Genomic DNA, 26850 nt, shown 5'->3' on the forward strand with positions numbered 1-26850 from the left:
TTAGCACCCGGGCGAGAATGGTTGGGTATGAAAACGATCGCAGTCGAACCCGGGGCGGGCAAACCCACTATTCTCGAGAAGCCGGTGCCCGAACCCAGAGCGGGTGAAGCGCTGGTACGCACCCTCCGCGTCGGCGTCGACGGCACCGACCACGAGGTCATTTCGGGCGGCCACGGGGGAATCCCCGACGGTGACGACCACCTCGTGCTCGGCCACGAAGCCGTCGGGATCGTGGAAGATCCGAACGGAACCGGCCTCGAGGCGGGTGAAATCGTCGTCCCCACGGTTCGTCGACCTCCGAACGGCACCAACCACTATTTCGAGAGTGGCTATCCGGATATGGCTCCAGAGGGAGAGTACGTCGAGCGGGGCATCGTCGGCGGCCACGGCTTCATGGCCAAGTACTTCACGAGTCCGGCGGAATATCTCGTCCCAATTCCCGAGGAACTGGCCCCGCTCGGGTTTCTCGTCGAACCGATCAGCATCTCCGAGAAGGCACTCGAGCACGCCTATGCCAGTCGATCAGCGTTCGACTGGCGACCCGAATCCGCGATGGTGCTCGGCAACGGCTCGCTCGGGCTCGTGACCGTCGCGATGTTGCTCGAAACCCGTGACTTCGAGCGGCTCTACTGTCTGGGCCGCCGGGATCGCCCCGACCCGACCATCGACATCATCGAGAAACTGGGGGCGACTTACGTCGACTCCCGTGAGACGCCGGTTTCGAAGGTACCGGAGGCCCACGAGGGGATGGACTTCATCTACGAGGCGACCGGCTACGCCCCCCACGCGTTCGAGACGATCGAGGCGCTCGCCCCGAACGGCGTCGGCGCACTGCTCGGCGTTCCCTCGAGCTGGCAGTTCGACATCGACGGCGGGGCACTCCACAGGGAGTTCGTTCTCCACAACAAGGCCCTGGTCGGCAGCGTCAACTCCCACCGCGGCCACTTCGAGGCGGCCATCGACACCCTCTCGCAGCTACCCGAGTGGTTCACCGACGATCTCGTCACCGGCGTCTACGACCTCGACGCATTCGAGGCGGCATTCGACGACGACGATACGACTATAAAAACCGCGGTTCAATTCGAATCTATATGAAAAACGTCGACGACCTTATCGAGAGCGCGTCAGACCTCGCCGAGCGAGGCCTCTCGAAAGGTGAGATTGCAGACGAGCTCAACGTCTCCCGCGAGACTGCGAGCTGGCTCGTCGAACGGAGCGGTACCGCAACCCAGCCATCGAAATCCACCACCTCGTCGGACACCAGCCGTTCCGCCGACATCCACGTCGACTGGTCGGCGATCGGCCGCGACTCACAGCGGATGGGCTACGTCGCCAGTGCGATGGCCGACCTGCTCGCAAAACACGGCGAAGACGTCGATCTGACGATCGGGATCGAGAAGGCTGGTGGCCCCATCGCCGCCCTCGTCGCCCACGAACTCGAGACCGACCTCGGCACCTACACCCCGGCGAAACACCAGTGGGAGGAAGGCGACATCGACAAACTCGGCGGAACCTTTTCACGGAATTTCGCGACGATTCGCGGCCGCGAGTGTTACATCGTCGACGACACGATCACGAGCGGAACGACGATGAAAGAGACCATCGACGCCATCCGAAAAGAGGGTGGGGAGCCACTCGCGTGTGTCGTTCTCGCGGACAAGCAGGGCGTCGACGAACTCGAGGGCGTGCCCGTGTACTCCCTGTTACAGGTCATCAGCGTCGGTACCGAGGAGTAGCCGTACCCGGCTCGAGCACCCTGTTTTTGTCTCCAGCTTCTCTTCCTGGCGACATACGGTGTTCAGTTTAGCCGGGTAGCCTCAATCCGTTCCGACGCTGGCCACCGTGACTCGATGGTTCCTCGGAGCGCTCGATATCGTTCTCGGTCAATTTGATCTCGGGTGCGTCGACGTACTCGAGGCAGTCTATTGAGCCGGGCCGATAAACGGGGCGTCCACGTCGAAGATATAGATATTGTAGTGGATTAGTATTAATACTGTAGTGATAATAGGTGTTTTAGCGGGTCGAGCTCGAGCGGAACCACCTACCAACGGCCGATGGCGCAAATGCTTTCCACGTGACCCCCCAACAGGCAGCTATGACGTTCCAGCCAGACAGCAGTCTCGAGCAGGATGAGGTCAACGACATCGTCGACCAGGCGATCGAATCCAACGACGTCGTTCTCTTCATGAAGGGGAACGAACTGATGCCCCAGTGTGGCTACTCCCAGCGCGCCCTCGAGTTGATCCGTCAACACCGCACCGACCTGGAAACGGTGGATACCCTCGAGTCGCTACCGGAGTTCCGCGAGGCCCTCTCCGAACACAGCGGCTGGGAAACCGTTCCACAGACGTTCGTCGACGGCGAGTTCGTCGGTGGCTCGGACGTCCTCGCCGAACTCGACGAGCGGGGCGAACTCGAAGCGACACTGCAGTCGGCCTGAGCCGTCCGTTTTCAACCGGCGTGCTACTCGTCGCCGATACGTCTCGTTTCCACCCACCATCTATTGAATTTCGTGTGATCACATCACACAGAAAAACCTGTACTGGCACTAACTTGTTTGGATTCGAACCAGTAATGAGGGGATATAATAGCAGGTCATATATGGGGAGGTACCGTACTAGGAGCCAGACGACTATCGCCTACCCTTCCACAATGTCAACTGAGGATTCCAGACACGTGTATCGGTTGCATTCCACACTTGAACTCCCCCTCGAAGACCTCGAGGAGCACCTCGAGACCGCAACGTATCCAGAGGGGGTTACCGACGTCGAACTCACCCGCCGCAACAATACGCTGATCCTCAAAGCCGTCTCGAACGACGACACCGTCAGCAAGTACACCCCGACGGCACAGTTGAAAGCCAGCGTCACCGAAAACCGGGTCTACGAGGAAGACCCCGACGAGCGACGCAACTCCTTCCGGTGGGACGAAGAGGACGAAGAGGAGATCGAATCCGAACTGGTAGAGTTTGCGGCGTTCAAAGGCGACCGCGAGACGGTGCTCCAGAACTCCCTGCTCCAGTACGAGATGTTCCAGGTACTCTGTGATATCGCCCTCCAGACCGAGAAGGGGACGCTGACGGCGATTTCCGAGCAGGATGGCGACCTCGAGGCGACCCGGATCGTCGACGGCGAAGCCCGCCCGGCGGACGTCGAGGTCGTCGAAGGGCCACGCGAGCGCAAGGGCAAATCGAGTGGGGTCAACTGGCGGGATAACAAGTTTATCAGCGACTGATTGGGACGAGGCGGGGTTTTCTGCCTAGAGTGCGTGGAGAGAATAGCTCAGAGGCAGATTAAACGATAGCTGAGATCAACAGCAAGCGTTCACTTATTGTTGATCTCGATCTCCTGTTCGACGATATTGAGGTGTATGAGCTGGGGTGCAGGTTCGTAGCCCTCTGGAATGACGTCGATATCCGAATTATCAATTGGCTTTAAATCGACGTTGTTGGCTGGGTTCTGGAAATATATCGAGTGAGCAATAATTGCGCCTTCAATATCGACGCTACCAGCACCCGTGATTTCCACCTGGTAATCCGTCATCGGGATCAAATTTATTACTAGCAACATAGATCAGACCCCGGAATTCGCTACTCGAATCGTGGAACCGAACAGTAGAGGTGTCTGTTCCATAGAGTTGGATAGTACTAATATCACAGTCTTCCGGTGATGTCACGTCATCAGATAGGTCAAAATCACCTTTCGCATAAATCTGGAGCGAGTGTTCTCCATCTGAACAGTTTGACACTGTAATTTTATCAGTGTCAACGCTCCCGTTTACGACAACGGTTGCGTCGCCATCGGAGAGATCGAAGTTATAGGTGCCCGTCATTCCCTCTGTGAAGAATTCCCCATGAGATTCCGCAGACTGAGGCTCACTCTTATTCTTAAAATCTTCAGCCATAGCGGCTATCGTGTGGTTGAGAGGTGGGAATTCGTTCTCATCAACTTCGATGGAATCTGAATTACCTTTCCCCTCCGATGTTCTGAGGTTGTCAGAATCCGGCAGCGCCAGGCCGGAGGAAAACGCGTTTTCAGCTTCATCGTATCCGAGTCGAGCTTTTAGCGTACCGTCCTCGTTGTCTCCCTCGTAGCACGGCTCTTCAACGACCGAACTTCCTGCGTGTGTGGAAAGAGCCTGTTCCCAACCGAGGCAGTATTCGCTCTCGATTTGCACATACAGGCGGTCGTTCTGGATGTACCGTAAATCACCAGTATACACGTTGGAGCGACGAATATCGATACCTCCCGAGTCAATGGTCTTCCCCTCGTCAAGACTTACAGCCGAGAATTGAAACGTCGACGTCTCTCGGTCGTAAAATACCGGAGGCATGGAGAGGATTCGTATTTCTACACCCGTTTCGCGAAACACGGCCCCACCCTCATAGGCAACCCTCGTTCCATCGTCGCTTTCATATTCAATCGTCCCGAGCGTTCCATCTCCGAGATCAATTCGGTTCCCGTCGTTATCTTCAGACCAGATTTCATAACTCGCAGCGTCATGGCGGGCTATCGCTCCATGTTCGCCCGCATCTATACTCGTATGATGAGAAACGTCGGTCTGGAGCGTAGACGTAGAGATACTCTGGCTAAGTTGAACAAAGGATTGTTCGATACGTTCCTGCTCTGCTGCCCGTTCTACCTCGTTTATACTGTCTGTAGCAACCACAAAGAGGCCAAGGCTCCCGATTGCGACGATACCGATTAACAACACCACCCCAATTACCGCTGATTGCGCTCGAGGAGGATAGGATTCCGAGTTTTGATCCCCATCCTGGACAGTATATTACTGTGAACATGGGATTCGAAGTATAAACCTGCTAGCCAACAAGAATATATAAGCCAACCACATCGAACTGTCGCTCAAATCTCATTCCGACCTCTACTGTCCCTCGAGACTTCGCCAGGTGCATACGAAGCGGTTGATCACGGGACTGTCCTCCCTCGACGAGTGAGAGCAAACGACGAGCGATAGTCTCGAGCTGCAATCCACCCGAAAAGACGTTCGCGACTCACGCGTTTAGTGCCGCGAACGTCGGACTCTCGTCGGTGACGTTCAGCCACCCGTTCCGAGCGACCTCGAGAGATCGCACTTCATCGAATGTTCCGTCGTCATCGATCCAGGATCGCAGTCTCGAGCAGGGAAGAGCCACGCGCTGCCAGTCGCTCCGGATTTGGCGTCGTGTGTACTCGCGTATCGGGTGGCCTCGCGGGACTGTTAGACGGCTTCCCTGGCGTCGAGGTCACCGCCGGCGTGGAAGGCGCGCGCGAGTTCCCGACCGGTGACGAACACGCGATTTTCAGTGGAAGGTGCAGCTGCGGCAGTGGCTACCACGATTTGGGTTTCCGGCGACGATTTCGGAAATCGATAAACGTGGTGGCTTCAAGGCACCGCTGTAGGGCTTCTATGGGTGGCTGATTATCAGTTTTGAAAGTTATTCAGTTGTGGTGACAGTCATTTCTTTAGACCTGGCCACAGCCTTTATTATACAGGCTTGAGGTTCGACTATCAGCATCCGATGTGAGCGTGAGAAACTGACGGTGGAGGTTGATGCGGTAGCATCCCCCGACCCCATCCGTCATCTCGAGCATTCGGCAGTCGCTCAATAAAGGTTCTCATCGCTCACAGGTGCTGTGAAATACTATGCGTATGGAAAGCAAATTCGAAACCGAAGACGAATCGTCCAGCCGGGCGGTATCGCCGGTTATTGGGGTTATCCTAATGGTCGCTATTACCGTGATTCTGGCTGCAGTGATTGCGGCGTTTGTGCTGGATCTCGGTCAGAGTTCAGGAGCTAACCCGTCAGCAGGATATTCAATTGATGGAAATGGTGAAGACATGTCCGTTCAGTTGTCTAATATCGACCGTTTAGACTCTTGGGCAGCATACTGTGATGATCGACCCGATAATCTAGACTTTGAAGATGCCAATGTGGGAGAGAGGTTTGATGTTAACGATTTCAGCAGTGACGATAATTGTGACCCAGACTCAACCTCTGATGACGTGACAATCATTGGCGAATACAACGGTAATGAAGCTACGCTGTGATAATAACATGAATGTGAAATCCAAAATAGACGAAAGTGGAGAAAAGGAGAAAAGAGCAGTATCACCAGTGATTGGAGTTATACTTATGGTTGCAATTACTGTAATTCTAGCGGCAGTGATTGCTGCCTTTGTACTTGACCTTGGTCAAAGTTCAGGTGCAAACCCATCAGCAGGATTCTCATATGATCAATCGGATAATGAAACAACTATTCAACTGAACACGGTTGACCGTTTAGATTCGGTTACTTTCAACGTCCATGGCGACTGTAACGACATTGCTACAGATGTTGGTCACGATGCAGACCCTAGTGTTGGTGACTCATGGACTTTCCCACCAAATGACTCCACCACCCAATCGTGCGAACCAGATGATATTACTATCGTAGGCGAGTACGACGGGAACGAAGCCACACTGTAACCTACATATCTCTTTGTCGTGAAATTGTCTTTTAAACATAGGTTGAGCGCGCATATGCTGGAATGTAGCATGAATAGCCGTCAGATATCGTCTATATCTCGGACGTAAACCGGCCCGATCGGGCCGGTCATCGCACCATAACACTCACTATCTACCGGGTTGCCGTCCGCCTTACTCGCAACCCGGACAAGAACCTCCAGCAACATCGCAACCGCGACGACATGAACGTCTGGCTCAGTCAGACGACTGGCGAGCTGCACCAGGCGACCGGCGACGACGGCTGGCTGTATCTCGGGATGCACGATCTCCGGCGTACATGGGCGACCTCGCTCGCGAGCAACGACGTCGACCCGCTCCTGGTGATCGACTGGGGTTGGTGGAACGAGTTGGGAAGGTTCCTCGAGCACTACCGGGGGACACACTCACCGGAAGACCAACAGCGAGCACGTGGGAAAGTGACGTGGCTGTAAACTCCAGTAAGCCATGAGTTGGCACCCGTAATTGCACCCGGAAGGTTACGGCGTATTGCGTTTCTCTTCGACCCAGTCGAGAATTTCTATCTCGACATTTTCAGTATCGACGGTATACGTAATTTCCTGGGCTAGTGGGCTCATCGGAGAACGTCGTTGTCAAAAGGTACTTCGCGTAGGAATCCGCCGTGGAGACTACGTTGAACGAGACATCTGCGGACTCGATAGCGTACGAATCAGGGTCAACGGTTACGTGACCGGTCGAATCCGTGACTCGATAGCCCTCAGCCCCTTCGAACCAGCCGTTTCGTGGTTCGTAAACGGCCTGTTCTATGCTTTCATCGACCTGCTCGTACTGAGTGATGTACAAACTTCGAACAAAGAGAGAAACATGATTCTCAATGCTTCGTGCCTGATCGCCAGCGTTCTCTTCACGGACAAAGAAAACGACTCCCTCGCCTTTCCGGGTGACCTGGAGAACGTGCTTCTCGTCATCGTGGCTGATTCCCTCGAGAATTTGCTCAGCGTGTTCTTCATCCGAAACTTCCGTCCGCGTATACAACGCTTCGTCGGGAGCGCCCTGGTACAGGGTGTACCGTACGTCATCGCTACTGGCAACTAGGTAGCGGTCTCCGTCTTCGGTAATAGCTCCGTCGAGCGCATGGACTCCCTCACCGTCAATCTGCAGGTCAGCAGTCATCTGATATTCGTCCGCTTCGACACCAGTAAACCGCTCACCTGCGGGCCGCTCTGAGTGAGATTCTGACGTAGAGAACGGGTAGGCTACGGAAAGGATCATAGCCAGACAAAACACCACCAGGACGGCGATTATAGCGCCTGCAGTTCGGTGGTTCACTTCTGTATGAAGTTATGAAAAAGTAATAAATTTAGTGGTGATTCGTGGGGGCGAATTGACGATGTTGAATCCCAATCTCCATACAACCCGTCGAACTCGGGGGCGGCGTGATCGTCGGCGGCGACGCCCAGCCCCGCTTCGGTATCGGGGTAGCTGCCCTGGCGCTCGCGACCCCGTGTGGGCTCGAGGCTCGGGAACCGGCTCCTGGCTGGTGCCAGACGGTGCTGTAGTCTTCGATCCAACCGGGTTGTCGACGCTCACAGCGGCCCACCTCGAGCACCTTTCAGGTCTCGAATGCAATCCGAACGAAGGCGCCGAAGCCCATCGACATCCACGCCACAACGGTTGCACTCGCTGTTCTCGACGAGGCGACTGAAGCGGACTAATTCCCGTTGGAACGCTCAGTTCCCGTGTGTAGTGACCGAACTATAGGCCATTTGAGGTACTGATACGCAAGCTTAAGCTCTCTGGACGCTACTGAATCGTCTATGTCTAATGGGGTAGACAATAATCGAAAGATGGCAGTTTGCGAAAGCTGTGGAAACGCGTACGCAGCACGTGAGACAGGAGATGGGGCGCTCGTTCCAATCGGTAATCGAAACGGCTGTTCGTGCGGTGGATCCTCGTTCAGTGAGGTTGCCGTCGAAACCGATCTCGATTTCGATGAAGAGGGCTGAGCAAGTCCGACCGAAGGCATCACGAATCGCCTCCGTGGCCGTCATTCCCCATTTCTACATATCGATCTGCAAGCGACTCACTGTCCGGAAACAGACCACAAGAGGAGTCAGATTTGTATAATTTTACTCTCGAGGTGTGTACGTCCCCGAAAATCAGGGGTGCCACCTCCGACACACTACCTTTGGTACGTCCGATTTCAATCGTATCCCACTGGTCAGTACCGCCCGTGCACGTACCGCTTTCTTTCGCGCGAATCACCTCCGACTCGAGGCGAGCCTCAGCTCGAGCCAGCAGGTTCCCGATCGTGCCGGGTCGTCGGTCGGTTCGTCGAGCGAACGCACGAACGCCGACGTCGTTCTCTCGACCATGGGCTCCACAGTGGCGACAGGTCGATCAACTCGAGGGCGGCCGATGGCTTACTCCCACGCAGATCATCTCCCTCTCAGAACGAGGTCGAAATGACGAAAAACACCTCCCCCTTCGCCTATATCTCGATACGTCGGAGGATCCGAACCACGGTCGCAGCAGGCAGTTCCTGATTCAAATCCCACCGAATCCCACACGCACCGCTCACGACCGTTGTTCGCGGTGAGGAATGGGGTCGGAGGGCTAGGAGTCGAAATAAAACGGCGATAGAGGCCCTAATTCGAGCGATCATGCGTCCACCTCCTCAAAGTCGGTCGGATCTGTATGCTCACAGATGTCGATCCCATCGAACTGCGTGATCCGTCGACGAAGCTCTGCATTGAGATCGGGGCGATCGTAATAGCGACGAATCACGTCGGGCGTCGTTGCAGCTCGATCGGCAACGTCTTGGATCGAACGTCCGATGTTCAGCTGCCACGTGATGCTGCCTCGACGAACAGGGTGGGGAGACGTTGACGACGGGCACTTACTGGAATGAGATTGCTCCGTCCACTCGCAGGTGTGGCGTTTCCGACTATGGGGACACTCTCGCATTACACAGGGAAGCGTCGCCTCGTACAGCCAGTTCGTGATTGTACTCTTCGTTGGACGGCCTCGAGTGCTCGTGAAGAGCGGTTTCCGTCCGTTCTTATCGTGTTTTTCGTAGCGCTCTCGCTCCAGGTACTCGTAGAGAACCTGGTTCGGTGTCTCCGAGAGAATCACTTTCCGCTGGTGGGTATCGCCTCGTTTAAGACGAGTTCCAGTCTCCGATCGATTGAGGAATTCGAGGGTTCGAGTCTCCGGGTCGTAGTCCTGGACATCCAGTGCCCGGATACACGATCGCCGGGCGCCCGTGTGACCGATGACCTCGAGGAGAGCATGGCATCGTTTGGCTCGCCACTGAATCGAATCGCGATAGAACTCCAGGAACTCGCGAAGAGTGTTCGGTCGAAGAATATCCGAGCTGGTCTGCTCGCTGTCCTCGAGGCGCAGCGTTTCGATGGCGAGGTGAGTTCCAACGTCGACGAGACCCTGTGACTCGAGCCACTTGAGCCAGGTACGGGCCATTTTCTGTTTACTGTAGATCGTCGCCCGCGCATAATCGGTTTGGACCAACCAGTCGGTGTATTGCCCGACTTTCCATAGGTCGAGATCGTCGAGGGTTTCGAGATCGTGATCGTCGGCGAAGTTCTCGAACGAGTCGAGTCCCTTCCGGTACGATCGAGCCGTTTCGCCTTTCCAATCTGGGCGTCGACGAGTGATGAAGAGTTCCGTCGCCTCACGAATTTCGAAATTCGGAGAATTACGACGATTCATAGATCGCCCTCCGGTCGCTCAGTCCCCGGCTGTAATGAGCGTTGAATTCGATAACGGGAACAGTATGGTAGATATTGCCACCCACCATTGGTTTGATGGCCTTCTATAACGGAGTTGTAACTGGCCCTGAGATGCCGATATGATGGGTTTTCCAACTTAATTAATCGGGATCTCGAGGCTGTGGGTTGCCGAATAATACTCTGCTGGCAGCCGGTTGCACCCCCGGCCTCAGCAGGTATACACCAATACCGAGATCGATCTATAACGCTCGTGCAGTGATCGTTTCGAGGCATCACCGAGCCTCCACGACTGGGGTTTCGTTCGGATATTCTCGAGCATCGCACTCCTCGCAGAGCCAGCAGGCACCGTATTCTCGAGTGACCGCGAGTTGCACATCACCGAGTTCGTTGCAGATAGTGCAACGGTGTGTCATCGGTCGGTCCTCCGCTCCGGCCCGATCGGGGCGGGCACCTGGAGGAGCTGGCGAACAACACTGTCGGGTTGAAGTCGAGCGCAAAGTTCACACGTTGGCTCCAGGAGGCGAGCGTCGAGGCCGACGGCTCGAGTACCACACGCGCACGTAGCGAGTGGCGTAAGAGTGATATTATTAAGAGCGTTCGATTCTTCTCTCTGGCCGTGGGGCTGATGCCCCGCATTGGTTCCGTGAAACATGGTTCGTAACCAGGAGCCACCTTCTGGGCGGTGTTGCAGCACCGCCCGGTTTCAGATGCCAACGAGCGACATCTTCACCGGAGTTGATAGCTCCGTGGCTAGCTCAATGGAGCGGTATTACATATATGTAACGGTGCTCCTAATACTGATTAACTCTTCTTTACTGGAGGAATGCGAACAAAGAGGGGCATATCGTACGAAAGGGATTTAATGAGAGAATCGGGAACGTGGATGACCATCTGGGATGATCGGATTTTGGAATATCTTAGAGAGAATGATGGAGGAACCGTGGGTGAACTAACGAAAAGTGAGAGTATTAGAGTGTCAAACGCTCATGTATCCCGTCGATGCAAAAAGCTCGCTGAGCATGGGTTCTTGTCCCCGATCGGGAATGGGGCATATGTGATTACAGAGATCGGGGAGGCCTACCTTGATGAGGAATATGATGCTGAGAATGAGGTCTTTCTAGAAGAAAATGTGACGCAAAGCGAACCAAATGCCACTGAGAGTTCGAATTCCTAAATGAAGCGTAAGCCAGCACGGTGGATGTGTACCTTGGACGAAAGGATTCTTGAATACCTTGAAGAGGAGGGTTGGTCAACACCACGATTAATGGCAGATCGTATGCGGTTTAACGCTTCTCGATCTCGGGTTAAAGAACGCTGTTGTATGCTTGCACAGGTGGAATTGATAACTCCAATCTTCGAAAATAGCAATATGTTTGAGATCACTAATGATGGATCAAGTTATCTAACTGGTGGCGTCGATATTGAGCTTCGTCCTGATCCATCGCCTCATGTTTTAAATAGTTGAGATATGATGGTAGATTATCATGGATTGGGAACTTGCGAAACGTGTCTTCTTTACGGACTTCTATTTATGTGGTAGATATTTAAAGAGTATTGTAGGTGATTGGCGTCTGATTTGGAATAAGTGGGTTGTCTTTTCACATCTAATAATCATATGTTTTATACCGGGTGTAATTGGTATAATCCTTCTAGAGATTTTTGATCATGTAAATAGACTAAGTTCATTTATTGAATACGTTGTTATGGTCATAATGCTCTTATTCGCACCATTATTATTCGGCCTGGTATTGCTATATTCCATCAAAATTTTGTCAGTGTTCAGATCTATCGCATCATATCCATGGAAGAGGAGTAAAAAAGATCCGCTAAAAAGTCGAGGTACGTCAACAAAGAAGATACCGCCAGTTGCGTACGAAATCCTCCACGAAAGAAGTTACAGGTGGTTTTTCAGGGGATTAGTACTCTACACTGCATCCATAACAACGCTACTAATTATCGAAGATATCATGGGAATTCGCGTTGACAATTACCTGTCTGAGCCTACTTGGGTATCCGTAACCTATGAGGTTCTTATTAATCATACACCATTTTCAATCCTAACAATTTTATTAAAACCCTTTTCTGGTATGGGATTTGCAAACAGCATGATTTTGTTTATAATTGGAGTGCTACCAGCTCTACTCTTTGCATCTTCATTCCGAAGCCTAAGTTATATTTATGAGAGTCAAGTAGAGAAAATGCCAAGAAACATGAAAATAGTGATTGGCACAGTTGCTTTCTGGCTAACATCGATCTTCATATTAATATCACTTTGAAAAGGGCCATAGGAGAAAATACTATTTTGCAAAATTTTTATCACATCGGAATCAAGATCATGTTCATGGAAATTAGTCACGAGAAATTAGAGAAGAATATAGTAAAGACATTAATCGGGGCCTTCGTACTTTTACTAATAATTGCATCACTGGTAAACACAATTATGGCTCCAGGTTGGTTAACTGTGCTAAATCTCTCTATATCTGGTGTGCTAACTATGGCACTTGTTCTTCTATATTACAATCAAACAGATTTGCTCGAGAGGGAAATCAATAGAGAGGTTAGACAAGAACATTCGAAGACACTTAGAGAAATTGTAAGAGTCTGGCACGGTGATCCAGACATATTAATCGGAGATAATATCCACTACAACTCAAAAATCAATTTTCCAGTAATAAGAGGGGGTAGACCTTTATCTGCAATAATCGACCGATCGGATGATACCGAGGATAAAGACGAATTTCGAGTAGTCCCAAAAGAGCTAGAGAGAAACAGATATTTGGAAGACCTACTGGAAAACCATGCTCCCGATCTAAAGGAGGCTCGGCAGAATATTAGATCGTTGAAGGAAAAGTTCGAATCTCATAGAAATGCTTTCGATGATGAGTTCAGTGAAATATATGTTGACAAAGACACATATAGCGTAGAACCAGGTGATGATCTTTCTGAGTGGGTCTTTGAGATGTTAGTGATTGAAGTTAGAAACGATGAGTCGGTAGTAGAAGAAGAATTTGATAGTATTGTTTGGTCACTAGTGAATAAAGAAGAAAGCCTTTACAGAAATAACAAAATCGGGTTGATTTGCACGTTGGAGAACGAAAAAGTCATTGAACCATATAGACTTAAATTCAAAGATGAAGAAGAGTGGGAAGCACAAAATGGCGAAAATATGAATAATTTTAACCGTGTTAAACAAACAGCAATAACTCAATTAGAATCGGTAGTAGGGTCAAATAGCTTTGATATAATAAAAGATGCTGCAAGTGTATTAGACGAACTTGAGGACGAGATATTTCGTCTGGATGAACTATTATTAGAGTATGAAGGGAGACCGGTCTACCCTGGTGAATGTGAATACATAATGTTAGAAGAAAATGGGATCTAACTCTGTTAGTGAGGATAAGTGTGCTAATCTCGAATCAGAGCCGGTTGAGAACCCGGAGCCCGGTCTGATACATGAGTTCTCGAGATAGCTTATAGATAGCATTGTACATGTTTGCAATGATTACGGTGAGTGGTACAGATGGAATCCAAAAGTAAATTAGGTTGTATTGAAGCTCGAAGGTGTTCAATTCGTAAAGCGATTCGCCAATGAAGATCTCGAGTGGTGCTTCTAAAATGTGATAGAGTACCGGTAAAAAAGCGCTATCAGGAATCAACTCAAGGTAATTTTTTGGAAAATCAGATTGGAAATGCAGGTACTCTAAATGCAAATACATCAGTACAGGAAAAGCAACGATCATAAAACAAATACCGATAACTGAAATTCGAATGGATCTATAAAGACTATAGTTCACTTTCTCGGCTGGAATTGGCAATTTTGAGGTATTTGAGCGCTTCTGGTGTGGTGGCATAAAATCTCCCCATAGCTTATCAATCATCGATTTAGCTGAAAGCGCTATGTAGATACTCACTGAGAGATAGAACGCAAATCTGATTCCAACGGTGAAGAAAAATAGGTGATAGATCTGCGTATTAATGACACTGGCTTCAGTTGGATACCACCAGATAAAGAGATACGAGGGTAGGAGATCGAAAAGAACATACAAATAACCAACTGTTACCCCGAACGCAATTGGTCGGGTACAAAGAACCCATAACTTCAACCCATTAAATCTGTTCATGCTTGAGGGAGTGGTCACGTCCTTAGTTTTTGGTGAATACTGCCATAAGAGTATAAACGAAAGAGATGGCCATGATTACAACAGGTAATATCAAAGCCCATCCGACTCCAAAACCAGGTTCAACAGCTTCAATTGGTGCATAAGTGCCATCAGGCATCTCAATCGGTTGAGCCTCTCGAAAGATGTGTCGAGAAGCTTCAGCTTCAGCTTGAGCAAGGGCATAAATGTGCCAAACAGGCCCAATTAAAAGAAATAATCCAGTCATGAAGGTTCCAAGAGCAGCAGTACTGTCCCATTCTTTAATCCATGTAAAGACCAGTAAGAATGTCGCGGTAGCCAGAGTAATTAGACCTCCGGTTGTTTGATACCCTGCATAATCGCTTTCCGGGGTCACATCACCAGCCCCAAATGAATCGGCAAGGTTATTCACGAGATCGCCACCTTGAATATTGATCCAAGGTGCAAAAACGAGGGCAACCAAGGCTAAGCCACAGAGGACAATAGCAGTTTCAGCTAAAGAGGTATGCGGCTTGAGAATAGACCATCCCTTAGACGAATTACGCAGTTGTTGTACGGTGCCGATTTTTTGAGGATGTTGATCTTGATTCTTCTCACTTGAAGTTGAGTGATCTGAAAAATCAGTTCCGCATTCTCTACAGAACCGATCTTTATTAGAACACCTTTCCCCACATGAAGGACAATATTTCATCTATTACAGCAGAATAGAGATTCATATTTAATTATGTTTTCGGCTTGAGTAAATGCGTATGAAGCGGCCTCAGACCCCCACGAGGAGGGACTTCGGCCGCAATTCGGCCTTTGGTTCCGATAAGGCCGGTCACCGACAAAAGTGAGTTGGTCGGTGGGTGGGTGTCCCAAGTCGGGGGCGTGACGATCGGCCTCGAGGGATCGCGAGAAGAACCAGAGGTGACCCTCCGAATTAGGAGTCGACCGGGCCTGACTCCTGGAGGAGTTCCAGCAGTTTGCGCCAGGACAAATCTTCTGCGAACAGCCCAGCTCGCAAATTCCAATCCCACGGTGCAGCGTCATCCGGGTCGTACCCCTCGTACTTCTCGAGGTTCTGTACCGGGTCAGGAAACACCGGATCGGACGGAGAATCGGATTCGGCAGGCCAGTTCATGAAGAATGTCGCGACGGCTTTCTGCTCTTTGTGGAACGCAAGGGTGGTGAGCCGTTTCGCCTCTGGATGGAGGTCTTTCCCGCTGTGGGTGATTAGTCCGCAGAACTCGACACCGAGTTTCGCCATCCGTTTGGCAAGTGGCGTCCACTGATTTGGTACCTCGTAGTTGTAGGTTCGTGCATCGAAGTGCGTCGACGCCTCGTCGATGACAACCGCTTTCGGCGTTTGACGATGCTCGAGCAGCGCGACCGTGAGGTCATGGGCTGACGTGACGACGAGATCAGTCCGGTGCCAGGTTCGAGAGTTCGAGATGACCAGGAGGTCATCGTACACCCGACCAGCTACGTCGTCGACGATGTAGAACATTAGATTGGATTTGCCGGTGTTGGGGTTGCCAGCGCCGGAGCAGAAACACGGCGCCCCGTCGTTCTCAATTTGATTTGCGAGCTCGAGAGAGACAGTAATCGACGAGCCATCGAACTCGGTTTCAGTCACCCCGACGAGATGAGAGGCGAGGCCGTACCGTTGCTCCTGAACCGCAGTCCAGGCGGCATCGGTTCGAACGTTCGAATGGACGATCGATCCTAATTGCGTTTCCTCAAATCGAGATTCGGGACGATCGTCCTCGTCGACGAGATCGTCGAGGAAGTTGAGCGAAGCACGATCAACTGGATCAATCGCATATCCAGCATGGGGTTTGATTCCATCGCCGCCCTGGAGGTCGCCGTCGAGGGCGATCTGTTCCCGGAGCTTCGCGAGTGTCAACAGGTTCTCGTCAGTATCGGTCATGCGTATTCCTCCGGCGTTACCGACTTCGAACCGCAGACTGCACAGGCCACAGGGACAGTGTATAACTCGTACCATCGGCGTTCACAGGTATCACACCGGTAGTACGTGCGTTCAGTCATCGGCTGGCCTCGGGAGCTTTTCTTCGGGTTGGTCGTCGTCATTCATCCCGAGATCGAGATCGTCCAGGTCGGCGTCGAGATCGTCGGCTTCCTCGAGGTTGTCAACTGTGTCGAGTAACCCGAACTGGTCGAGAGCGTCGTTTACTGCGTTGTCGACGCCCTCGCCTTCGTCGGGCAACGTACCCTTCTCGAACGTGTTGACAACGCTACGAGTGGCGTCCTTCGTCGCCCGGTAGACGATCGACCACAGGTTCGATTCGATTGCGAACAGCTTTCGGCTGTCCTCCTCGAGCATCCCGCGACACTCCTCGACAGCCGAGAGTGCAGCCAGCAACTCGCGGTCTGTCAGGGTGCCGCGCCAGCAGCCTTCGACTGTCATCTCCTCGAGGTCGAGGTTCTTCCCAGCGTACAACATCGGTGCCCACTGGTCGAGTTTCCCGTCGACGACCTCGAGGTCGCGCCAGTCAGCGAGTGGGATACTTGCGATCCCGCCGTCTTCCTCCTGGGCGGCTACGTCGACGAGCAACACGAACTGTGGGTCGCCGCGTTGGTTTTGCACCCAGTCTCCGACGTAGGAGCCAGGGAGCAAGAACGCAGCGAACGCGAGGCCAGCGATTTTTGCCTCACGGCTCACGTCAGGGAGCAAATCGAGCCACATCAGTCCGGCAGCGGCGAATAGCCCGAGGGCGAGAATTTTACCGGAGTTGCGAAGCAGCAGCGCAATCCACGGGTGGCGCTCAGACGGTGGTTTGACGTTGTTCAGTTCTGTCATGGTTTAAGTTTACCCTCCATCGCAGTCAGTTGGATAGCAATATCTCCGAGCAGCATAGAGACCACTGACAAGTAGCCAAAATAGGTCGCTTCTGGCGATAGTACGCCAACGTGCCAAAGAAAGAATATTCCCACCGGGAACGACAGCGTAAAGGCTAGCTTTTCTCTCCGGTACCTCATCGCAACCACTCCGGTTTCATTCCAGCGCCGAATTGTCTCTCGAGTTCCTTTTTGATCGTCATGAACGCAATTGCGCCAGCCGCGCCGATCGCGGATAAACGCGAATCGCTAGCCGTCCAGGGGCCGCCGATCAGCACGTCATTACTCGGGTCGAGAATGACGGCACTGATGCCCTCCATGCTGTCGAACGTCATGGCGACTACGGTGTCCTCGTTGTCGATCGTCCGGGTACGCTCGTTACCGCCTTCGATCTCGAGCGAGACGCCCTGTACACTCTGTGTCGTCGCCTCGTCGGTGTCGATCACCGGGAGGAACAGGACGGTCGTGTCCTCATCAGCACCCACCGTCACGGTGTGTGTGTCGCCATCGTGTTCCCACTCAGTGATGTAGGCGTTGTTGTCGATGTACAGGCGGCGTTCTCCGTCGAGGTCGTCCGGCTCGAGTTCTTCATCGTCGGCAAGCTCGAGCAGGTCATCGTCGAGATCGTCGTCGGTCGCCGTTGAGTTGTTGGCCTCCTGGGCGGCAGCGATCGGCGCGGCGATCGGTGCGATCAGTGTGGCAGAAGCTACCAGGAGTAGCACGCAAAAAATAGTTTTTCGGGGCATGGTTAGCGTCGTGAGTCGTCGCCGCCGAGGGCGGCAAGCGCCACGGCAGCGAGCGCCAGCACCCCGGCGAAAGCGCGGTTACTCATTCCTGCGAGGAAGCCGCCACCGTCGCCGTCGTCGTCGGCGGTGTCGTCTTCATCAGTGGCATCCTCATCCTCGAGATTTTCGACCATATCTTCAACTCGTTGCATCCATTCAACGAACTCGGTGGAATCGAACGTGTCGTAGTCAGGTTCCGTCCAGTCAGGTTCTATGACTACAACGTCGCTTCCCTCGTCTTCACCTACGGTCGCGTCGGTTTCGTCATAGAACTCGAGAATCTGCAAGACGTGGCGAGTGTACTTGATGTCGGAGACATCGTCAAACTCGTCCATCTCGTCGATTATCGTATCGATGTCACCAGGTGTTCCATTGAGGTCGATGATGTCATCGAGAGTGTCGTCGTCGACGTGTGTGATGTTGGCTCCGCCAGCATCCCACATTTCGTCGATCTCGAGTACTCCGTACCAGAGATCAACTTGTCCCTGCCCCTCTCGGATTACCTCGTCTTCGTCGTCGGTAATCGTCTCATCGAACATGATGGCTCGAGCAGCACTGCCGTCGAGAGTTTGCGAGGTGTTCCAAGTTCCGACCCACTGCTCCCATTCATTGTCGCATTCAGCTACGTGGAGAGTGTCGCCGGTTTCAGCGTCCAAATATTGGATTTCGCCGTTGTCAGTAACTGCGTAAACTAACGTGCCGCAAGGCGAAACCGTCACGTCCTGTGGTTGATCGGGGACGCTCGCCACCCATTCCTCTTCGAGATCAGGGAGCGAGAGTCGAACGACACGGTCATTCTCAACGCCAGCATACATGGCGCGGTCGCGGTGGTTGTCGAAGGTGTAGACATCACGCTCGGTGTACTCTGTTTCAGAGTATGCCTGTTCTTCCGTATCTACAGCCCTGATCTGGGCGTGGTCTATGGCGTAGAGAGCACCGAGGTCTGTTCCATCATCGACGAGCAAGGTGCCCTGACCAGAATTGTTGTTATCACTGGTATCGAATTGCCATAGTTGGGTGCCATCGGAGGCGTCGAGTGCCCTAACCGTGTTGTGAGCAACGAAGAACAACGTTGTTTCATCAGGAGACAGTTCGAGGCCACTGATGCTCGAATACGTTTCCGAGACGTTGGTTTGGTGCCACTCAGTCTGGTGATCCTCGAGGTCGATTGCGTATAGGTCACGATCGGTCGTGACGACAGCGTACAGTATTTGACCATCAGAGGCAAGTCCAGTTACGTTGCGGGAAGTAGAATCGTCGTTCATTACCTCGTGTTCGCCCGTTACAGGGTCTAACGAGACGATTTCACCCTGATCGTTACCGATGTAGAGCAATCGACGCTCTTCGTCCCACAGGAAGCTACAGGCCTTCGCAACACCAGTGTTCTCCCAAAGCAGGTCACCTTTTTGGTCGAACGCCTGTGTTCGGCCATCGCCACCAGTGAATACAGGCGTTCCAACAGCGTACTTTCCGCCAGCCTGCATTCCGTTGGTCGTGCTATCTCCGAATACAACCCCCGAGTATTGTTGATCTTCAACAAACTCGTTTGGGTAGACGTGACGGTCATCGAGATCGGGGTCGGTGTCAACAACAGTGTCAATAGCACCGTTCCAGGTTACAGCCATTCCGCGGACTTCAGTTAGGTCGGTGCGCTCGAAACCGAACTGCTGCATCCACGAGATGCGGAAGCGTTCGCTTTCCACATCATCTGTACCAGCGAGAAAGCGAGCCATGCCTTCGGGTGAACGTACCTGTTCAGGTGTGATGTTTCCAGCGTCAAGCTCGGCTTTGATGTCCTCGACGAACGAGTATTCGTACCACGCCACTACATCGTCAGAAAGATCTTTCAGTTCTTGGTGTTGTCCGAGCCATTCAGGGCCGTCAAAGACGACCTGAGACGGGAGCGTATCGTCACCGTCAGAGACGGTCGTACAAGCAAACCGGAGGTTTGTCGTGTACGTACCGTTCTCGAGGTCGAACGTCACTTCGTCGCCGTCCCAGGAGTCGATCACATCTTGGGTGATCGGAGACTCATCAAGAACCGTTTCCTCATCGTCAGCACGGAATTGAAGAACGGGCGTGATGAAGTCGCCATCGCCCTCTTGGCCGTCGAGGTGATCGATGTACTTGAATGCGTCTTCGATTAGGACAGTCCCATCATGTAAGGTGAGTGTTTCATGTTCCCGCGAATCGGTGATTATGCACTGTACAAACTCGCCTTCATCGTCCTCGGCATAGGCCGTGAACTCGAAGGTAGGGTCAGTATTCTGCCCCGCTCCTGCAAGGTAGGAGAGTTGTGCGAGTGCCTTGTTACCGGCGTGGAAATGATTGAACTCAGGAAGTTCGTAATACTGGCGGATTCGTTGGTGTGCGGTATCGTGCATGGTGTTAGCACCCTCACCATCTTCCCACGCCAAGGCCATGCCGTGACGTGCTTCGAGGGACGCGATCGAGCGCGAATCCTCCATGCGATTTCCGAAGTTGATGAAGTGGTTATTTAACCACGTTATTTCGTTGTTTGCTTGATGCCACAAGCTGATGCGTTCAGCAGTCGGATCGGTGTTGAACGTTTCGCGCCAGACGTTCGGGGCGGTTGCCCCCATGTAGATAGCCGCACCGATCGGCGTCGAAGTCAGGTAGACATCTTTTGCCGAAGTGGGAATTGATTCCCTCAGTGTGTCGAATACGCCGTATTCATCATCGTCATCAGCCATCACCGTGTTCGAGGCTGCGATCGTCGCGGTGGCAGCAGCCATCGCTTGCATCGCTTGCCGTCGAGTGAGCGTGCAGCCGTGTTCGTACTCGTGTGCAGCTTCGGCAGCAAAGCGGTCGGCGTGATCAGCGCCAATCTGCGTTTCAGCCTCCAGAGTCGTTGCAGACATAGTTACTGCCCCCCGTTACCGTTGCCGTTACCGTCGCGAGTGAGCAGATACGCGCCACCGATGAGTGCGAGCACGATCACTCCGTTTCTCTGCGTGTCCGAGGCGAAGATCGCGCCACCATCAGCGTCACCAGTGTTCAGCGTGATGTGTGCGTCCTCGAGGTGCTCGTCGTCGCCTTCGACGATGATGCGGTATTCCGTGTCGAGTTCGAGAGCTTCATGCGAAGAATCGAACTCGCTTAGTGTGACGTTGCCCGGATCAGCGTCTTCGGCGCGTTCAAGCACCGCTTCGTCCGAACCGTCGCCCTCATACTCCGTAGCGTTGTAGAAGTAGATGGTTGCGTGTTCGGTATCGTTCGCCTCGTCGAACCAGTGTAGTTCGACCTCGATCGTGTCGTTATCGTCAGTGAGTTCGGCGGTGTCGTTTGCGAACTCAGCCGTTGCAGCCGCGCCGGTCATCGAGATCGCCGCGACCAGCACTATCGTAAGTGCAGCCGCGCCGAGGATGTACCCGACAACGGCGAATTTGTACTCCTTTCGTCCGTTGAATAGTTGTCGTGGTTTGCTCATGTCAGCATGAACGGCCATAGGCTATCCGACGCGAGTGATTCGAGGTACGACACAGGGTCGAACCAGAACCACAGAATTACGCCGAACGCGAACAGCCACAGCATCGTTCGTGCGCCCGGTGCGATTTTGAGTGCCGGAAGCATCGTTATCGGATTGCGACGGCGTAGCCAGCGGCACAGATAACGAACGCGGCGATTTGTCCCCACGGCTCGGCGGTGTTGACGAGTGTTTCGACGAACCCGACGTAGTGGTAGCCGAGGATCAGTACCGGAGCAGCGGCGATCAAGCCCTGCTCCCACTGCTCATAGCGTTCGAAGTCCTTCGTTTCCGAAGAAGCGAACGCGATGACGAGGACGCCGAGCGACCCCATCATGGCGTGCGTCGTCGTCAATTCGTAGCCACCGAACCAGAGGATTTCTGGCGTCGAGAGGCCGCCGAATTGGAACAGCGAGGCAGCGAGGTAGAACACCCCGAGCAGCGCCGGTACAGCGCGAAGTTGTGCGTAGTCGTCGATCAGTCCGTTCAGCGATGTGTTGTGGTGAGTTGCCATTTGTGAAGAAGTGGTGTGTCAGCAGCGTTTGGAGTTCAGTCCCGAGTGTAGACGGAGAAGCCGCGGCGGTTTTCTCCGTCAATCTCGAACGTGTCGTCGCAGACGACGGCGATCTCCTCGCCCCGGGAGACTTCGTTCTCCTCGAGGGCGGAGTCGATGCCGTTCGTCGACCAGAAACAGACAAGCGCGCCTTCGTCCTGGTCGTGGTACGGTTCGGAAAGACGCAGCTCGAGAATCGTGGTGTCGAATTCGCCACAATCCGGTTTGACGTTCAGGAGGGTACCCTGAATCATCTCACCGAGTTCTGGGCGATCGACGAATTCGGTGTCGTAGTCGTCGGTGTTCTGTTGCGGTGCTTCGGCCTTCGTGAAGCCCTCAGGGACTTCGGCTTGTTCCGTTGCCATGGTTCGAACCACCACGGCGAAACGCTCGTGGTAGTTACTCAGGGGTATAATCCATGCGATAATAACTAGGGGATGTCACGTGTCCTCCTACGTGGCACAGCTAACGGTCAAAGGATGACGAAGCCGCAGCTGGAGATAGCGCAGTTGCTGGCCCGCGTGACAGCTCACCAAACCTGTGAGACAGGCGGTGGGTTATCGCCTGTCGCCGCCAAGACGATTGCATCGTCTCGATCATGGATAGCTTCTTCCAGGGCACCAGGGTCAATGCGGCGATCGGGCGTGGCCGGTATATCGTCCCAGTGGAACGTACCGAGCATCTTGATCTGGGCGAGCGTCGTTGTCGAGGTCGTCGACCGTTGGGCGGCGAGTTCCTTTTCAGCCAGCAATTGGCGGGTTTCGCGGTGGATCAGCGACTTTGCGCGTTCAGCGTCCAGATCAGGGTATAGCGCGTGGGGTTCGTGTGCGTGTTCAGCGTGGTGCAACAGCGAGGTCGTCGAAACGTCGACGACCCCCGTGAGTATGTCCTTCCGATCAGCGTCCTCGAGGGCAATGTCGTCGCGAATGCCTTGAGAGCACGACCAGAACTGGCGACCAGTCGCCCAGTACAGGCCGAGCTTCCAGAAGGCAGCTTTGTCGTCGTCGTCAACGTCGTGAGGGAAGTGCATCGGGTCGTCAGCGATTTCGGCAGAAGCCTCACGTAGCGTCCCAAGCGTCTCAGAAACGTACTTTCCGATATACGAGCCAGCCGTTTTTTGGCGAGCCACGTCCTCGTGGCCGTCGAAGTCGATCTGCCCGTTTTCTTTGTGAAAGCGTACTCGTTCCTCGATTTGTTCGTCAGTCCAGTCGTGGTCGCCGTAGCGGTACCACGAAACGAAGCCTTCCGAAACCGGCTGTTTCGCCGGGTTTCCGTCGGCATTCGTGAGTATCTGTCCGTCGTCATCGCGGATGAACTCCTCTCCGAAGTTTCCAACTTCGTCCAGGTCGTCACGGTAGACGAGCGGGTAAAGGTCGACGATCCGGGCTTGTCCGTATCGTTCTTGCCACAGATATTCGAGTTCCGCTTTGTCGATCAGCCATGGCATTCCGTCCTTCTCCCGCGTCGGTACGTTGAAAAAAAGTACGTGCAGGTGGGGCTTTCCGCCGGAATCCCACTCCAGAACCTTCACGTATTGTAGCTGTTTGCGCGGTCTACCGGAGACAGCGCCCTCAGCGCCAAAGTGAAAGTTCGAGGAATCGAGATCTTCCGACCACTGAGGAACGTGGGTCTTACGGGTGTCTTCGACCGTTTTCGGATCGGTTTTGAAAAACTGTGTGAGGTTATGGAAATTCGGGTTGATGTTCTGGGTGGCGTCCCAGTGGGAATCGAAATTCTCAGGCCACGTCGTCAGGGTGCAGAATACGGCGTTATCGGCGTTCTCGTAGCCCCATTCGAGCGCAGCCTGTAGGCGTGCGTAGTTCTTGGAGATGCGCCCCTCGCTGGTGAAACGAGTCGAGAAGTCTTTCACCATGCGGCGGCGTTCGTGGCCACTCCGGTTCTGCAGCATTACGTCGAAAACGAGCCGGTAGTCGTTCACCCGAGAGATGTAACGACGTAACGCGGCTGCCAAGAACTTCTTCTGGTGCGTGGTGAGGCCCTTTTTCGTCGGCCAGGGCGTTTTGAGCAGGTTCTGGGCGAAATCGCGGTCATATACGAGGTCGTTTGAGACGGACGTTGTTTCACGAATGCCTTCTGAAATCAAGTCAATAAGGCGGTGGGTTGGTGCAACCCATCGTCCGTGGGTTTCATCCGCGTCGAGGCGATCGACCCGGATCAACTCTGTGTGCGCCTCGAGGTCGTTGACGAAGCGATTTAGGAACTGAAAGTCGTCGTCAGAGCCGTCGAGAGCCGTCCAGCCGTCGCCACGTCCGTCGTAGAGGTACTGGGCGGCGTTGTCGTGGCGCTCGAACGCATCGCCGGAGAGGTCGTACAGGCCGGTATAATCGTTCGGAGCAACGCCTTTCAGGACGTAGTGGCACAGCGCGGTTTGACTGACACCCTCTGGGTGTCGAGCGAGGTATTGTAAAACGCGAACGCGGTCGCTGTTTCGGTCGGTCAGCGCGGTGGGGTCGCGCTGGCCGTAGGCCATCAGTCCCGTGTCAGCCAGGTAGTCCACTAACCCCGATGTGTTACAACCCTGGCTGGTTCCAGCCAGAGCTGCCATTCAGACGTGAACACGGTGATCGCAGTTGGGGCAACGGAACTTTGAGTAAACGCCCAGGTGATCGTTACTGTCTACACCAACGTACCAATATTCAGCCTCTGAGCAGTTCCGACACACCGGTTTGTAGAACGGAGAGTCCTCGAGGTCGAGTGTCTCGACACTCATTGCTGTCCCTCCTGGTCAGTGACCGCGTGGAGTGACCGGTGATTTCTGCCAAGACCTACCGGAGCAGAGTTACCACGCGAGCGTTGTCTTCGCGCTACCGCAGCGCGGACAACGAGTAAACTCGTACGTATCGTACTTGTTCTTGACTTCAGCGGGGAATTTCTGTTTACACGAGTGACAATAGAAGTCGGGCATGTTCCATCACAGATAGTAGGAGACGACTCCTCTTGCCGTTCACTGCTGATCAAGCAATGATCGATGCCCGTCATTTGGGCACCTCACTGGCAAACTCCTCACTACGATGTACCTCAGCTACCCGGTGCTTCCAGGACTCAACGAGCTCAATATTCTCTGGGGTATCGATCTGAGAAACTCCCCACTTCGTTGGAACAGAGAGTTTGTGATGGCAATCATACTCCGGTGAGAAGACATGGTGAGGATCTTCACCAGAAGCAATCGCACAGAGTTGATGAACGTAGACCGTATCGTCAGTGCCTAACGCTTGACATCGGATGTAGTTGTAACCCTGACCAGTTTGCTGAATAGATGGAGCGATGGCAGTGGTTTGAGAAAGAGAGGTGTAATCAGATTTAGCAAGGCCACCGTCAGTCAATATAATAGGAGGGGAATCTGTATCCGAAGAAGAACTCCCTCGCGCCGCTCCCTGGCCGGTACCCTCACTCGCTTCGCTCGCTCGGAACAGAGGCCGGTCGCTCGTTACTCTGCGCTCCCTGCATTCCGGGCTTTCCCTCAACGCGACAGACGCTCCTAAAGGTCGCGCTGCGTCGCGTGTTGCGGGTTCCGGGCATCTGCCCATCCGGCACTCGCGGCGCTCAGTCGATGCTGGGGCACAACCGCCACACGAAGGAGCCGTCGGAGGGAAGGGTAATCGATTAGTTAAGAGAGAAAATTGGTCTAACGCACTTTCTATCCGTAGTATTAAGAAATAATTAAGGTGAGGATGGGGTCGGAGGGATTTGAACCCCCGATCGACTGATATCTCCGGTGCGCCTCGGAACTCCAGAGGGTCATCACACGGACACTGATCAGGTGTCCGATCAGTATATCAGTCTGGAGTGTCGTCCCGGGCGCGGAACCTCTGGAGTCAGTCGCCATGCCTGGCTTGGCCACGACCCCTCGTGGAATCGTTGGGTAATCCTGCCTAAAGCAGTTACGGTTCGATTCGGATCAGAGCCATGGGGCGCGTCCGTCGGTCGTCGTCGTATCGTCGCTCGGATACGGTGCGTCCTCAGTAGTCCCCTCCGACTCACCAGCGGGCTCGAGCGTCGTGGATTCGCGATCGGCGCCATTCGTACCGCCATCCGTTCTCGTTCCAGCCGCCGAATGCTGGGCCTCGACGTCGCCATCCGATGGGGTATCGGGATCGAGGGCGAACAGTGCGGCGACGACGAGCGCAGCCAGCGGTGCCTGACCGAATGCCATCCCCATAATCGACAGGGGCAACAACCCGAGGGCGACCGCGCTGCCGAAGCGGAAACGGTTGATGTCCATGTGCGCCCGAAGGTACGGGCCGCTGATGGCAACTCCGAGGGCGAACGCGACGCCGACGACGGCCGCCAGCGTGGCGTTCGCGACCAGTGCCGTATCGGTCATCAACACGAATTCGGCCCCCGCTGGATCGAGGCTGGCGAGCAGTCCCAGCCCGATGATGACGCCAGGGCTCGGGAGATACTCGCCGACGGTAGCGCTCGCGGTTTTCGCTGCGATAGCGAGGATCACCAGCGCGGCGAACCGTTCGAAGATGACGGTGTCGATGACGCTCCCGATCGCCGGTGCCAGGGCCGCCTGGATGGCTGCGACGACGATCAGCGGAACGCCGACGAGTAAGACGACACGGATCTGTTTGCGCACCGATCCCTGCATCTCAGCGAGAATGACCGCGAGCGTCGCACTCCCGCCGAAGATCAGCAAGCCGACCTGAATAGCGCCCATCGTCGTCTCGAGCGCGCCGGCGAGGATCAACGCGACGAAGATGCCGTCGACCAGCGGCAGCGCCATCACCAGCGCGAGAAGCCTGGTGTCACCGCCGACCAGTCGCTCGAGGCGAATCGCAATCGGGTGTTGTGACGTGCTCATCGCTC

The 26850-nt window shown here is 53.9% G+C and carries 25 protein-coding genes and 1 tRNA gene; 10 read left to right on the forward strand and 16 right to left on the reverse strand.

All coding sequences use genetic code 11. The features are described from left to right. The first annotated feature begins 27 nt into the window (after window positions 1-27). The 4 genes from NGM68_RS17255 to NGM68_RS17270 all read left to right on the forward strand — a co-directional run bounded on the left by NGM68_RS17255 (window position 28) and on the right by NGM68_RS17270 (window position 3234). Entirely contained in the window at window positions 28-1095 is a 1068-nt protein-coding gene (locus NGM68_RS17255) for a glucose 1-dehydrogenase (protein WP_252699455.1), read from the forward strand. After that, window positions 1092-1736 carry a transcriptional regulator GfcR gene (gene gfcR, locus NGM68_RS17260; protein WP_252699456.1) on the forward strand — a complete coding sequence of 215 codons (645 nt, stop codon included), beginning with the start codon at window positions 1092-1094 and terminating at the stop codon, window positions 1734-1736. Before NGM68_RS17255 ends, gfcR begins: the two co-directional genes overlap by 4 nt. A 359-nt stretch (window positions 1737-2095) precedes the next feature. Then, window positions 2096-2440 carry a glutaredoxin family protein gene (locus tag NGM68_RS17265; protein WP_252699457.1) on the forward strand — a complete coding sequence of 115 codons (345 nt, stop codon included), beginning with the start codon at window positions 2096-2098 and terminating at the stop codon, window positions 2438-2440. 212 nt (window positions 2441-2652) lie between these two features. Beyond that, window positions 2653-3234 carry a DUF7110 family protein gene (locus NGM68_RS17270; RefSeq protein WP_252699458.1) on the forward strand — a complete coding sequence of 194 codons (582 nt, stop codon included), beginning with the start codon at window positions 2653-2655 and terminating at the stop codon, window positions 3232-3234. An 89-nt stretch (window positions 3235-3323) separates the two neighbouring features. Here NGM68_RS17270 and NGM68_RS17275 read toward each other — a convergent pair whose 3' ends face one another. Both NGM68_RS17275 and NGM68_RS17280 read right to left on the reverse strand, forming a co-directional pair. After that, window positions 3324-3542 (reverse strand): hypothetical protein, encoded by a 219-nt coding sequence (locus NGM68_RS17275; RefSeq protein WP_252699459.1) that lies wholly within the window; start codon window positions 3540-3542, stop codon window positions 3324-3326. Then, window positions 3505-4716 (reverse strand): DUF7289 family protein, encoded by a 1212-nt coding sequence (locus NGM68_RS17280; RefSeq protein WP_252699460.1) that lies wholly within the window; start codon window positions 4714-4716, stop codon window positions 3505-3507. Before NGM68_RS17280 ends, NGM68_RS17275 begins: the two co-directional genes overlap by 38 nt. Window positions 4717-5643: 927 nt before the next feature. Between NGM68_RS17280 and NGM68_RS17285 the strand changes: the two genes are divergently transcribed. The 3 genes from NGM68_RS17285 to NGM68_RS17295 all read left to right on the forward strand — a co-directional run bounded on the left by NGM68_RS17285 (window position 5644) and on the right by NGM68_RS17295 (window position 6936). Continuing rightward, window positions 5644-6048 carry a type IV pilin domain-containing protein gene (locus NGM68_RS17285; protein ID WP_311136043.1) on the forward strand — a complete coding sequence of 135 codons (405 nt, stop codon included), beginning with the start codon at window positions 5644-5646 and terminating at the stop codon, window positions 6046-6048. Window positions 6049-6055: 7 nt separating this feature from the next. Next, window positions 6056-6466, forward strand: a complete 411-nt coding sequence (locus tag NGM68_RS17290) for a type IV pilin domain-containing protein (RefSeq protein WP_252701454.1) — start codon at window positions 6056-6058, stop codon at window positions 6464-6466. 221 nt (window positions 6467-6687) lie between these two features. After that, a complete protein-coding gene (locus NGM68_RS17295; protein ID WP_252699461.1) occupies window positions 6688-6936 on the forward strand; it encodes a hypothetical protein in 249 nt (82 codons plus the stop codon). Window positions 6937-7036: 100 nt separating this feature from the next. On the opposite strand, the gene NGM68_RS17300 is transcribed toward NGM68_RS17295, so the two are convergent. Next, on the reverse strand, window positions 7037-7636 hold the full coding sequence (locus tag NGM68_RS17300) for a hypothetical protein (protein WP_252699462.1): 600 nt from the start codon (window positions 7634-7636) through the stop codon (window positions 7037-7039). Window positions 7637-9124: 1488 nt separating this feature from the next. Beyond that, entirely contained in the window at window positions 9125-10192 is a 1068-nt protein-coding gene (locus NGM68_RS17305; RefSeq protein WP_252699463.1) for a site-specific integrase, read from the reverse strand. A gap of 903 nt (window positions 10193-11095) precedes the next feature. Between NGM68_RS17305 and NGM68_RS17310 the strand changes: the two genes are divergently transcribed. The 3 genes from NGM68_RS17310 to NGM68_RS17320 all read left to right on the forward strand — a co-directional run bounded on the left by NGM68_RS17310 (window position 11096) and on the right by NGM68_RS17320 (window position 13594). Next, window positions 11096-11386, forward strand: coding sequence for a helix-turn-helix domain-containing protein (locus tag NGM68_RS17310; RefSeq protein WP_252699464.1), 291 nt, complete (start codon window positions 11096-11098; stop codon window positions 11384-11386). A 310-nt stretch (window positions 11387-11696) separates the two neighbouring features. Beyond that, complete coding sequence (locus tag NGM68_RS17315) at window positions 11697-12488, forward strand: hypothetical protein (protein ID WP_252699465.1); 792 nt, start codon at window positions 11697-11699, stop codon at window positions 12486-12488. 65 nt (window positions 12489-12553) lie between these two features. Continuing rightward, entirely contained in the window at window positions 12554-13594 is a 1041-nt protein-coding gene (locus NGM68_RS17320; protein WP_252699466.1) for a hypothetical protein, read from the forward strand. Between the two features lie 34 nt (window positions 13595-13628). On the opposite strand, the gene NGM68_RS17325 is transcribed toward NGM68_RS17320, so the two are convergent. The 12 genes from NGM68_RS17325 to NGM68_RS17380 form a co-directional block, all read right to left on the reverse strand. Further along, on the reverse strand, window positions 13629-14351 hold the full coding sequence (locus NGM68_RS17325) for a hypothetical protein (RefSeq protein WP_252699467.1): 723 nt from the start codon (window positions 14349-14351) through the stop codon (window positions 13629-13631). A 4-nt stretch (window positions 14352-14355) separates the two neighbouring features. Then, the gene (locus NGM68_RS17330; protein ID WP_252699468.1) at window positions 14356-15042 is read right to left on the reverse strand and encodes a zinc ribbon domain-containing protein; all 687 of its coding nucleotides are present in this window, start codon (window positions 15040-15042) and stop codon (window positions 14356-14358) included. A 231-nt stretch (window positions 15043-15273) separates the two neighbouring features. Beyond that, on the reverse strand, window positions 15274-16263 hold the full coding sequence (locus tag NGM68_RS17335; protein WP_252699469.1) for a hypothetical protein: 990 nt from the start codon (window positions 16261-16263) through the stop codon (window positions 15274-15276). 111 nt (window positions 16264-16374) lie between these two features. Then, entirely contained in the window at window positions 16375-17154 is a 780-nt protein-coding gene (locus NGM68_RS17340) for a DUF8125 domain-containing protein (RefSeq protein ID WP_252699470.1), read from the reverse strand. 175 nt (window positions 17155-17329) lie between these two features. Beyond that, window positions 17330-17914, reverse strand: a complete 585-nt coding sequence (locus tag NGM68_RS17345) for a DUF8063 family protein (RefSeq protein WP_252699471.1) — start codon at window positions 17912-17914, stop codon at window positions 17330-17332. Window positions 17915-17940: 26 nt separating this feature from the next. Further along, window positions 17941-20859 (reverse strand): Env/VP5 family phage fusion protein, encoded by a 2919-nt coding sequence (locus tag NGM68_RS17350; RefSeq protein ID WP_252699472.1) that lies wholly within the window; start codon window positions 20857-20859, stop codon window positions 17941-17943. A 2-nt stretch (window positions 20860-20861) separates the two neighbouring features. After that, a complete protein-coding gene (locus tag NGM68_RS17355) occupies window positions 20862-21428 on the reverse strand; it encodes a hypothetical protein (protein ID WP_252699473.1) in 567 nt (188 codons plus the stop codon). Between the two features lie 145 nt (window positions 21429-21573). Beyond that, window positions 21574-21978, reverse strand: coding sequence for a DUF8023 family protein (locus NGM68_RS17360; RefSeq protein WP_252699474.1), 405 nt, complete (start codon window positions 21976-21978; stop codon window positions 21574-21576). A 35-nt stretch (window positions 21979-22013) separates the two neighbouring features. Beyond that, window positions 22014-22382, reverse strand: coding sequence for a hypothetical protein (locus NGM68_RS17365; protein WP_252699475.1), 369 nt, complete (start codon window positions 22380-22382; stop codon window positions 22014-22016). Between the two features lie 164 nt (window positions 22383-22546). Beyond that, window positions 22547-24535: a DUF8148 domain-containing protein gene (locus tag NGM68_RS17370; protein WP_252699476.1), complete on the reverse strand. Its 1989-nt coding sequence runs from the start codon at window positions 24533-24535 to the stop codon at window positions 22547-22549. A 1175-nt stretch (window positions 24536-25710) separates the two neighbouring features. Next, window positions 25711-25885: transfer RNA gene (locus NGM68_RS17375), tRNA-Trp, on the reverse strand. Between the two features lie 51 nt (window positions 25886-25936). Next, a complete protein-coding gene (locus NGM68_RS17380; protein ID WP_252699477.1) occupies window positions 25937-26845 on the reverse strand; it encodes a DUF5794 domain-containing protein in 909 nt (302 codons plus the stop codon). Window positions 26846-26850 lie beyond the last annotated feature (5 nt).

This window comes from Natronosalvus vescus, from assembly GCF_023973145.1.
Classification (GTDB): Archaea; Halobacteriota; Halobacteria; order Halobacteriales; family Natrialbaceae; genus Natronosalvus; species Natronosalvus vescus.

Bases quoted from the DNA above. Each gene is read 5' to 3' on its own strand.
- NGM68_RS17310 (WP_252699464.1), top strand. From the start codon at position 11,096: ATGACCATCTGGGATGATCGGATTTTGGAATATCTTAGAGAGAATGAT.
- NGM68_RS17355 (WP_252699473.1), bottom strand. From the start codon at position 21,428: ATGAGCAAACCACGACAACTATTCAACGGACGAAAGGAGTACAAATTC.
- NGM68_RS17330 (WP_252699468.1), bottom strand. From the start codon at position 15,042: ATGAAATATTGTCCTTCATGTGGGGAAAGGTGTTCTAATAAAGATCGG.
- NGM68_RS17360 (WP_252699474.1), bottom strand. From the start codon at position 21,978: ATGGCAACTCACCACAACACATCGCTGAACGGACTGATCGACGACTAC.
- NGM68_RS17265 (WP_252699457.1), top strand. From the start codon at position 2,096: ATGACGTTCCAGCCAGACAGCAGTCTCGAGCAGGATGAGGTCAACGAC.
- NGM68_RS17275 (WP_252699459.1), bottom strand. From the start codon at position 3,542: ATGACGGATTACCAGGTGGAAATCACGGGTGCTGGTAGCGTCGATATT.
- gfcR (WP_252699456.1), top strand. From the start codon at position 1,092: ATGAAAAACGTCGACGACCTTATCGAGAGCGCGTCAGACCTCGCCGAG.
- NGM68_RS17380 (WP_252699477.1), bottom strand. From the start codon at position 26,845: ATGAGCACGTCACAACACCCGATTGCGATTCGCCTCGAGCGACTGGTC.
- NGM68_RS17305 (WP_252699463.1), bottom strand. From the start codon at position 10,192: ATGAATCGTCGTAATTCTCCGAATTTCGAAATTCGTGAGGCGACGGAA.
- NGM68_RS17365 (WP_252699475.1), bottom strand. From the start codon at position 22,382: ATGGCAACGGAACAAGCCGAAGTCCCTGAGGGCTTCACGAAGGCCGAA.
- NGM68_RS17255 (WP_252699455.1), top strand. From the start codon at position 28: ATGAAAACGATCGCAGTCGAACCCGGGGCGGGCAAACCCACTATTCTC.
- NGM68_RS17335 (WP_252699469.1), bottom strand. From the start codon at position 16,263: ATGACCGATACTGACGAGAACCTGTTGACACTCGCGAAGCTCCGGGAA.
- NGM68_RS17270 (WP_252699458.1), top strand. From the start codon at position 2,653: ATGTCAACTGAGGATTCCAGACACGTGTATCGGTTGCATTCCACACTT.
- NGM68_RS17315 (WP_252699465.1), top strand. From the start codon at position 11,697: ATGGATTGGGAACTTGCGAAACGTGTCTTCTTTACGGACTTCTATTTA.
- NGM68_RS17320 (WP_252699466.1), top strand. From the start codon at position 12,554: ATGGAAATTAGTCACGAGAAATTAGAGAAGAATATAGTAAAGACATTA.
- NGM68_RS17340 (WP_252699470.1), bottom strand. From the start codon at position 17,154: ATGACAGAACTGAACAACGTCAAACCACCGTCTGAGCGCCACCCGTGG.
- NGM68_RS17285 (WP_311136043.1), top strand. From the start codon at position 5,644: ATGCGTATGGAAAGCAAATTCGAAACCGAAGACGAATCGTCCAGCCGG.
- NGM68_RS17290 (WP_252701454.1), top strand. From the start codon at position 6,056: ATGAATGTGAAATCCAAAATAGACGAAAGTGGAGAAAAGGAGAAAAGA.
- NGM68_RS17350 (WP_252699472.1), bottom strand. From the start codon at position 20,859: ATGTCTGCAACGACTCTGGAGGCTGAAACGCAGATTGGCGCTGATCAC.
- NGM68_RS17300 (WP_252699462.1), bottom strand. From the start codon at position 7,636: ATGACTGCTGACCTGCAGATTGACGGTGAGGGAGTCCATGCGCTCGAC.
- NGM68_RS17295 (WP_252699461.1), top strand. From the start codon at position 6,688: ATGAACGTCTGGCTCAGTCAGACGACTGGCGAGCTGCACCAGGCGACC.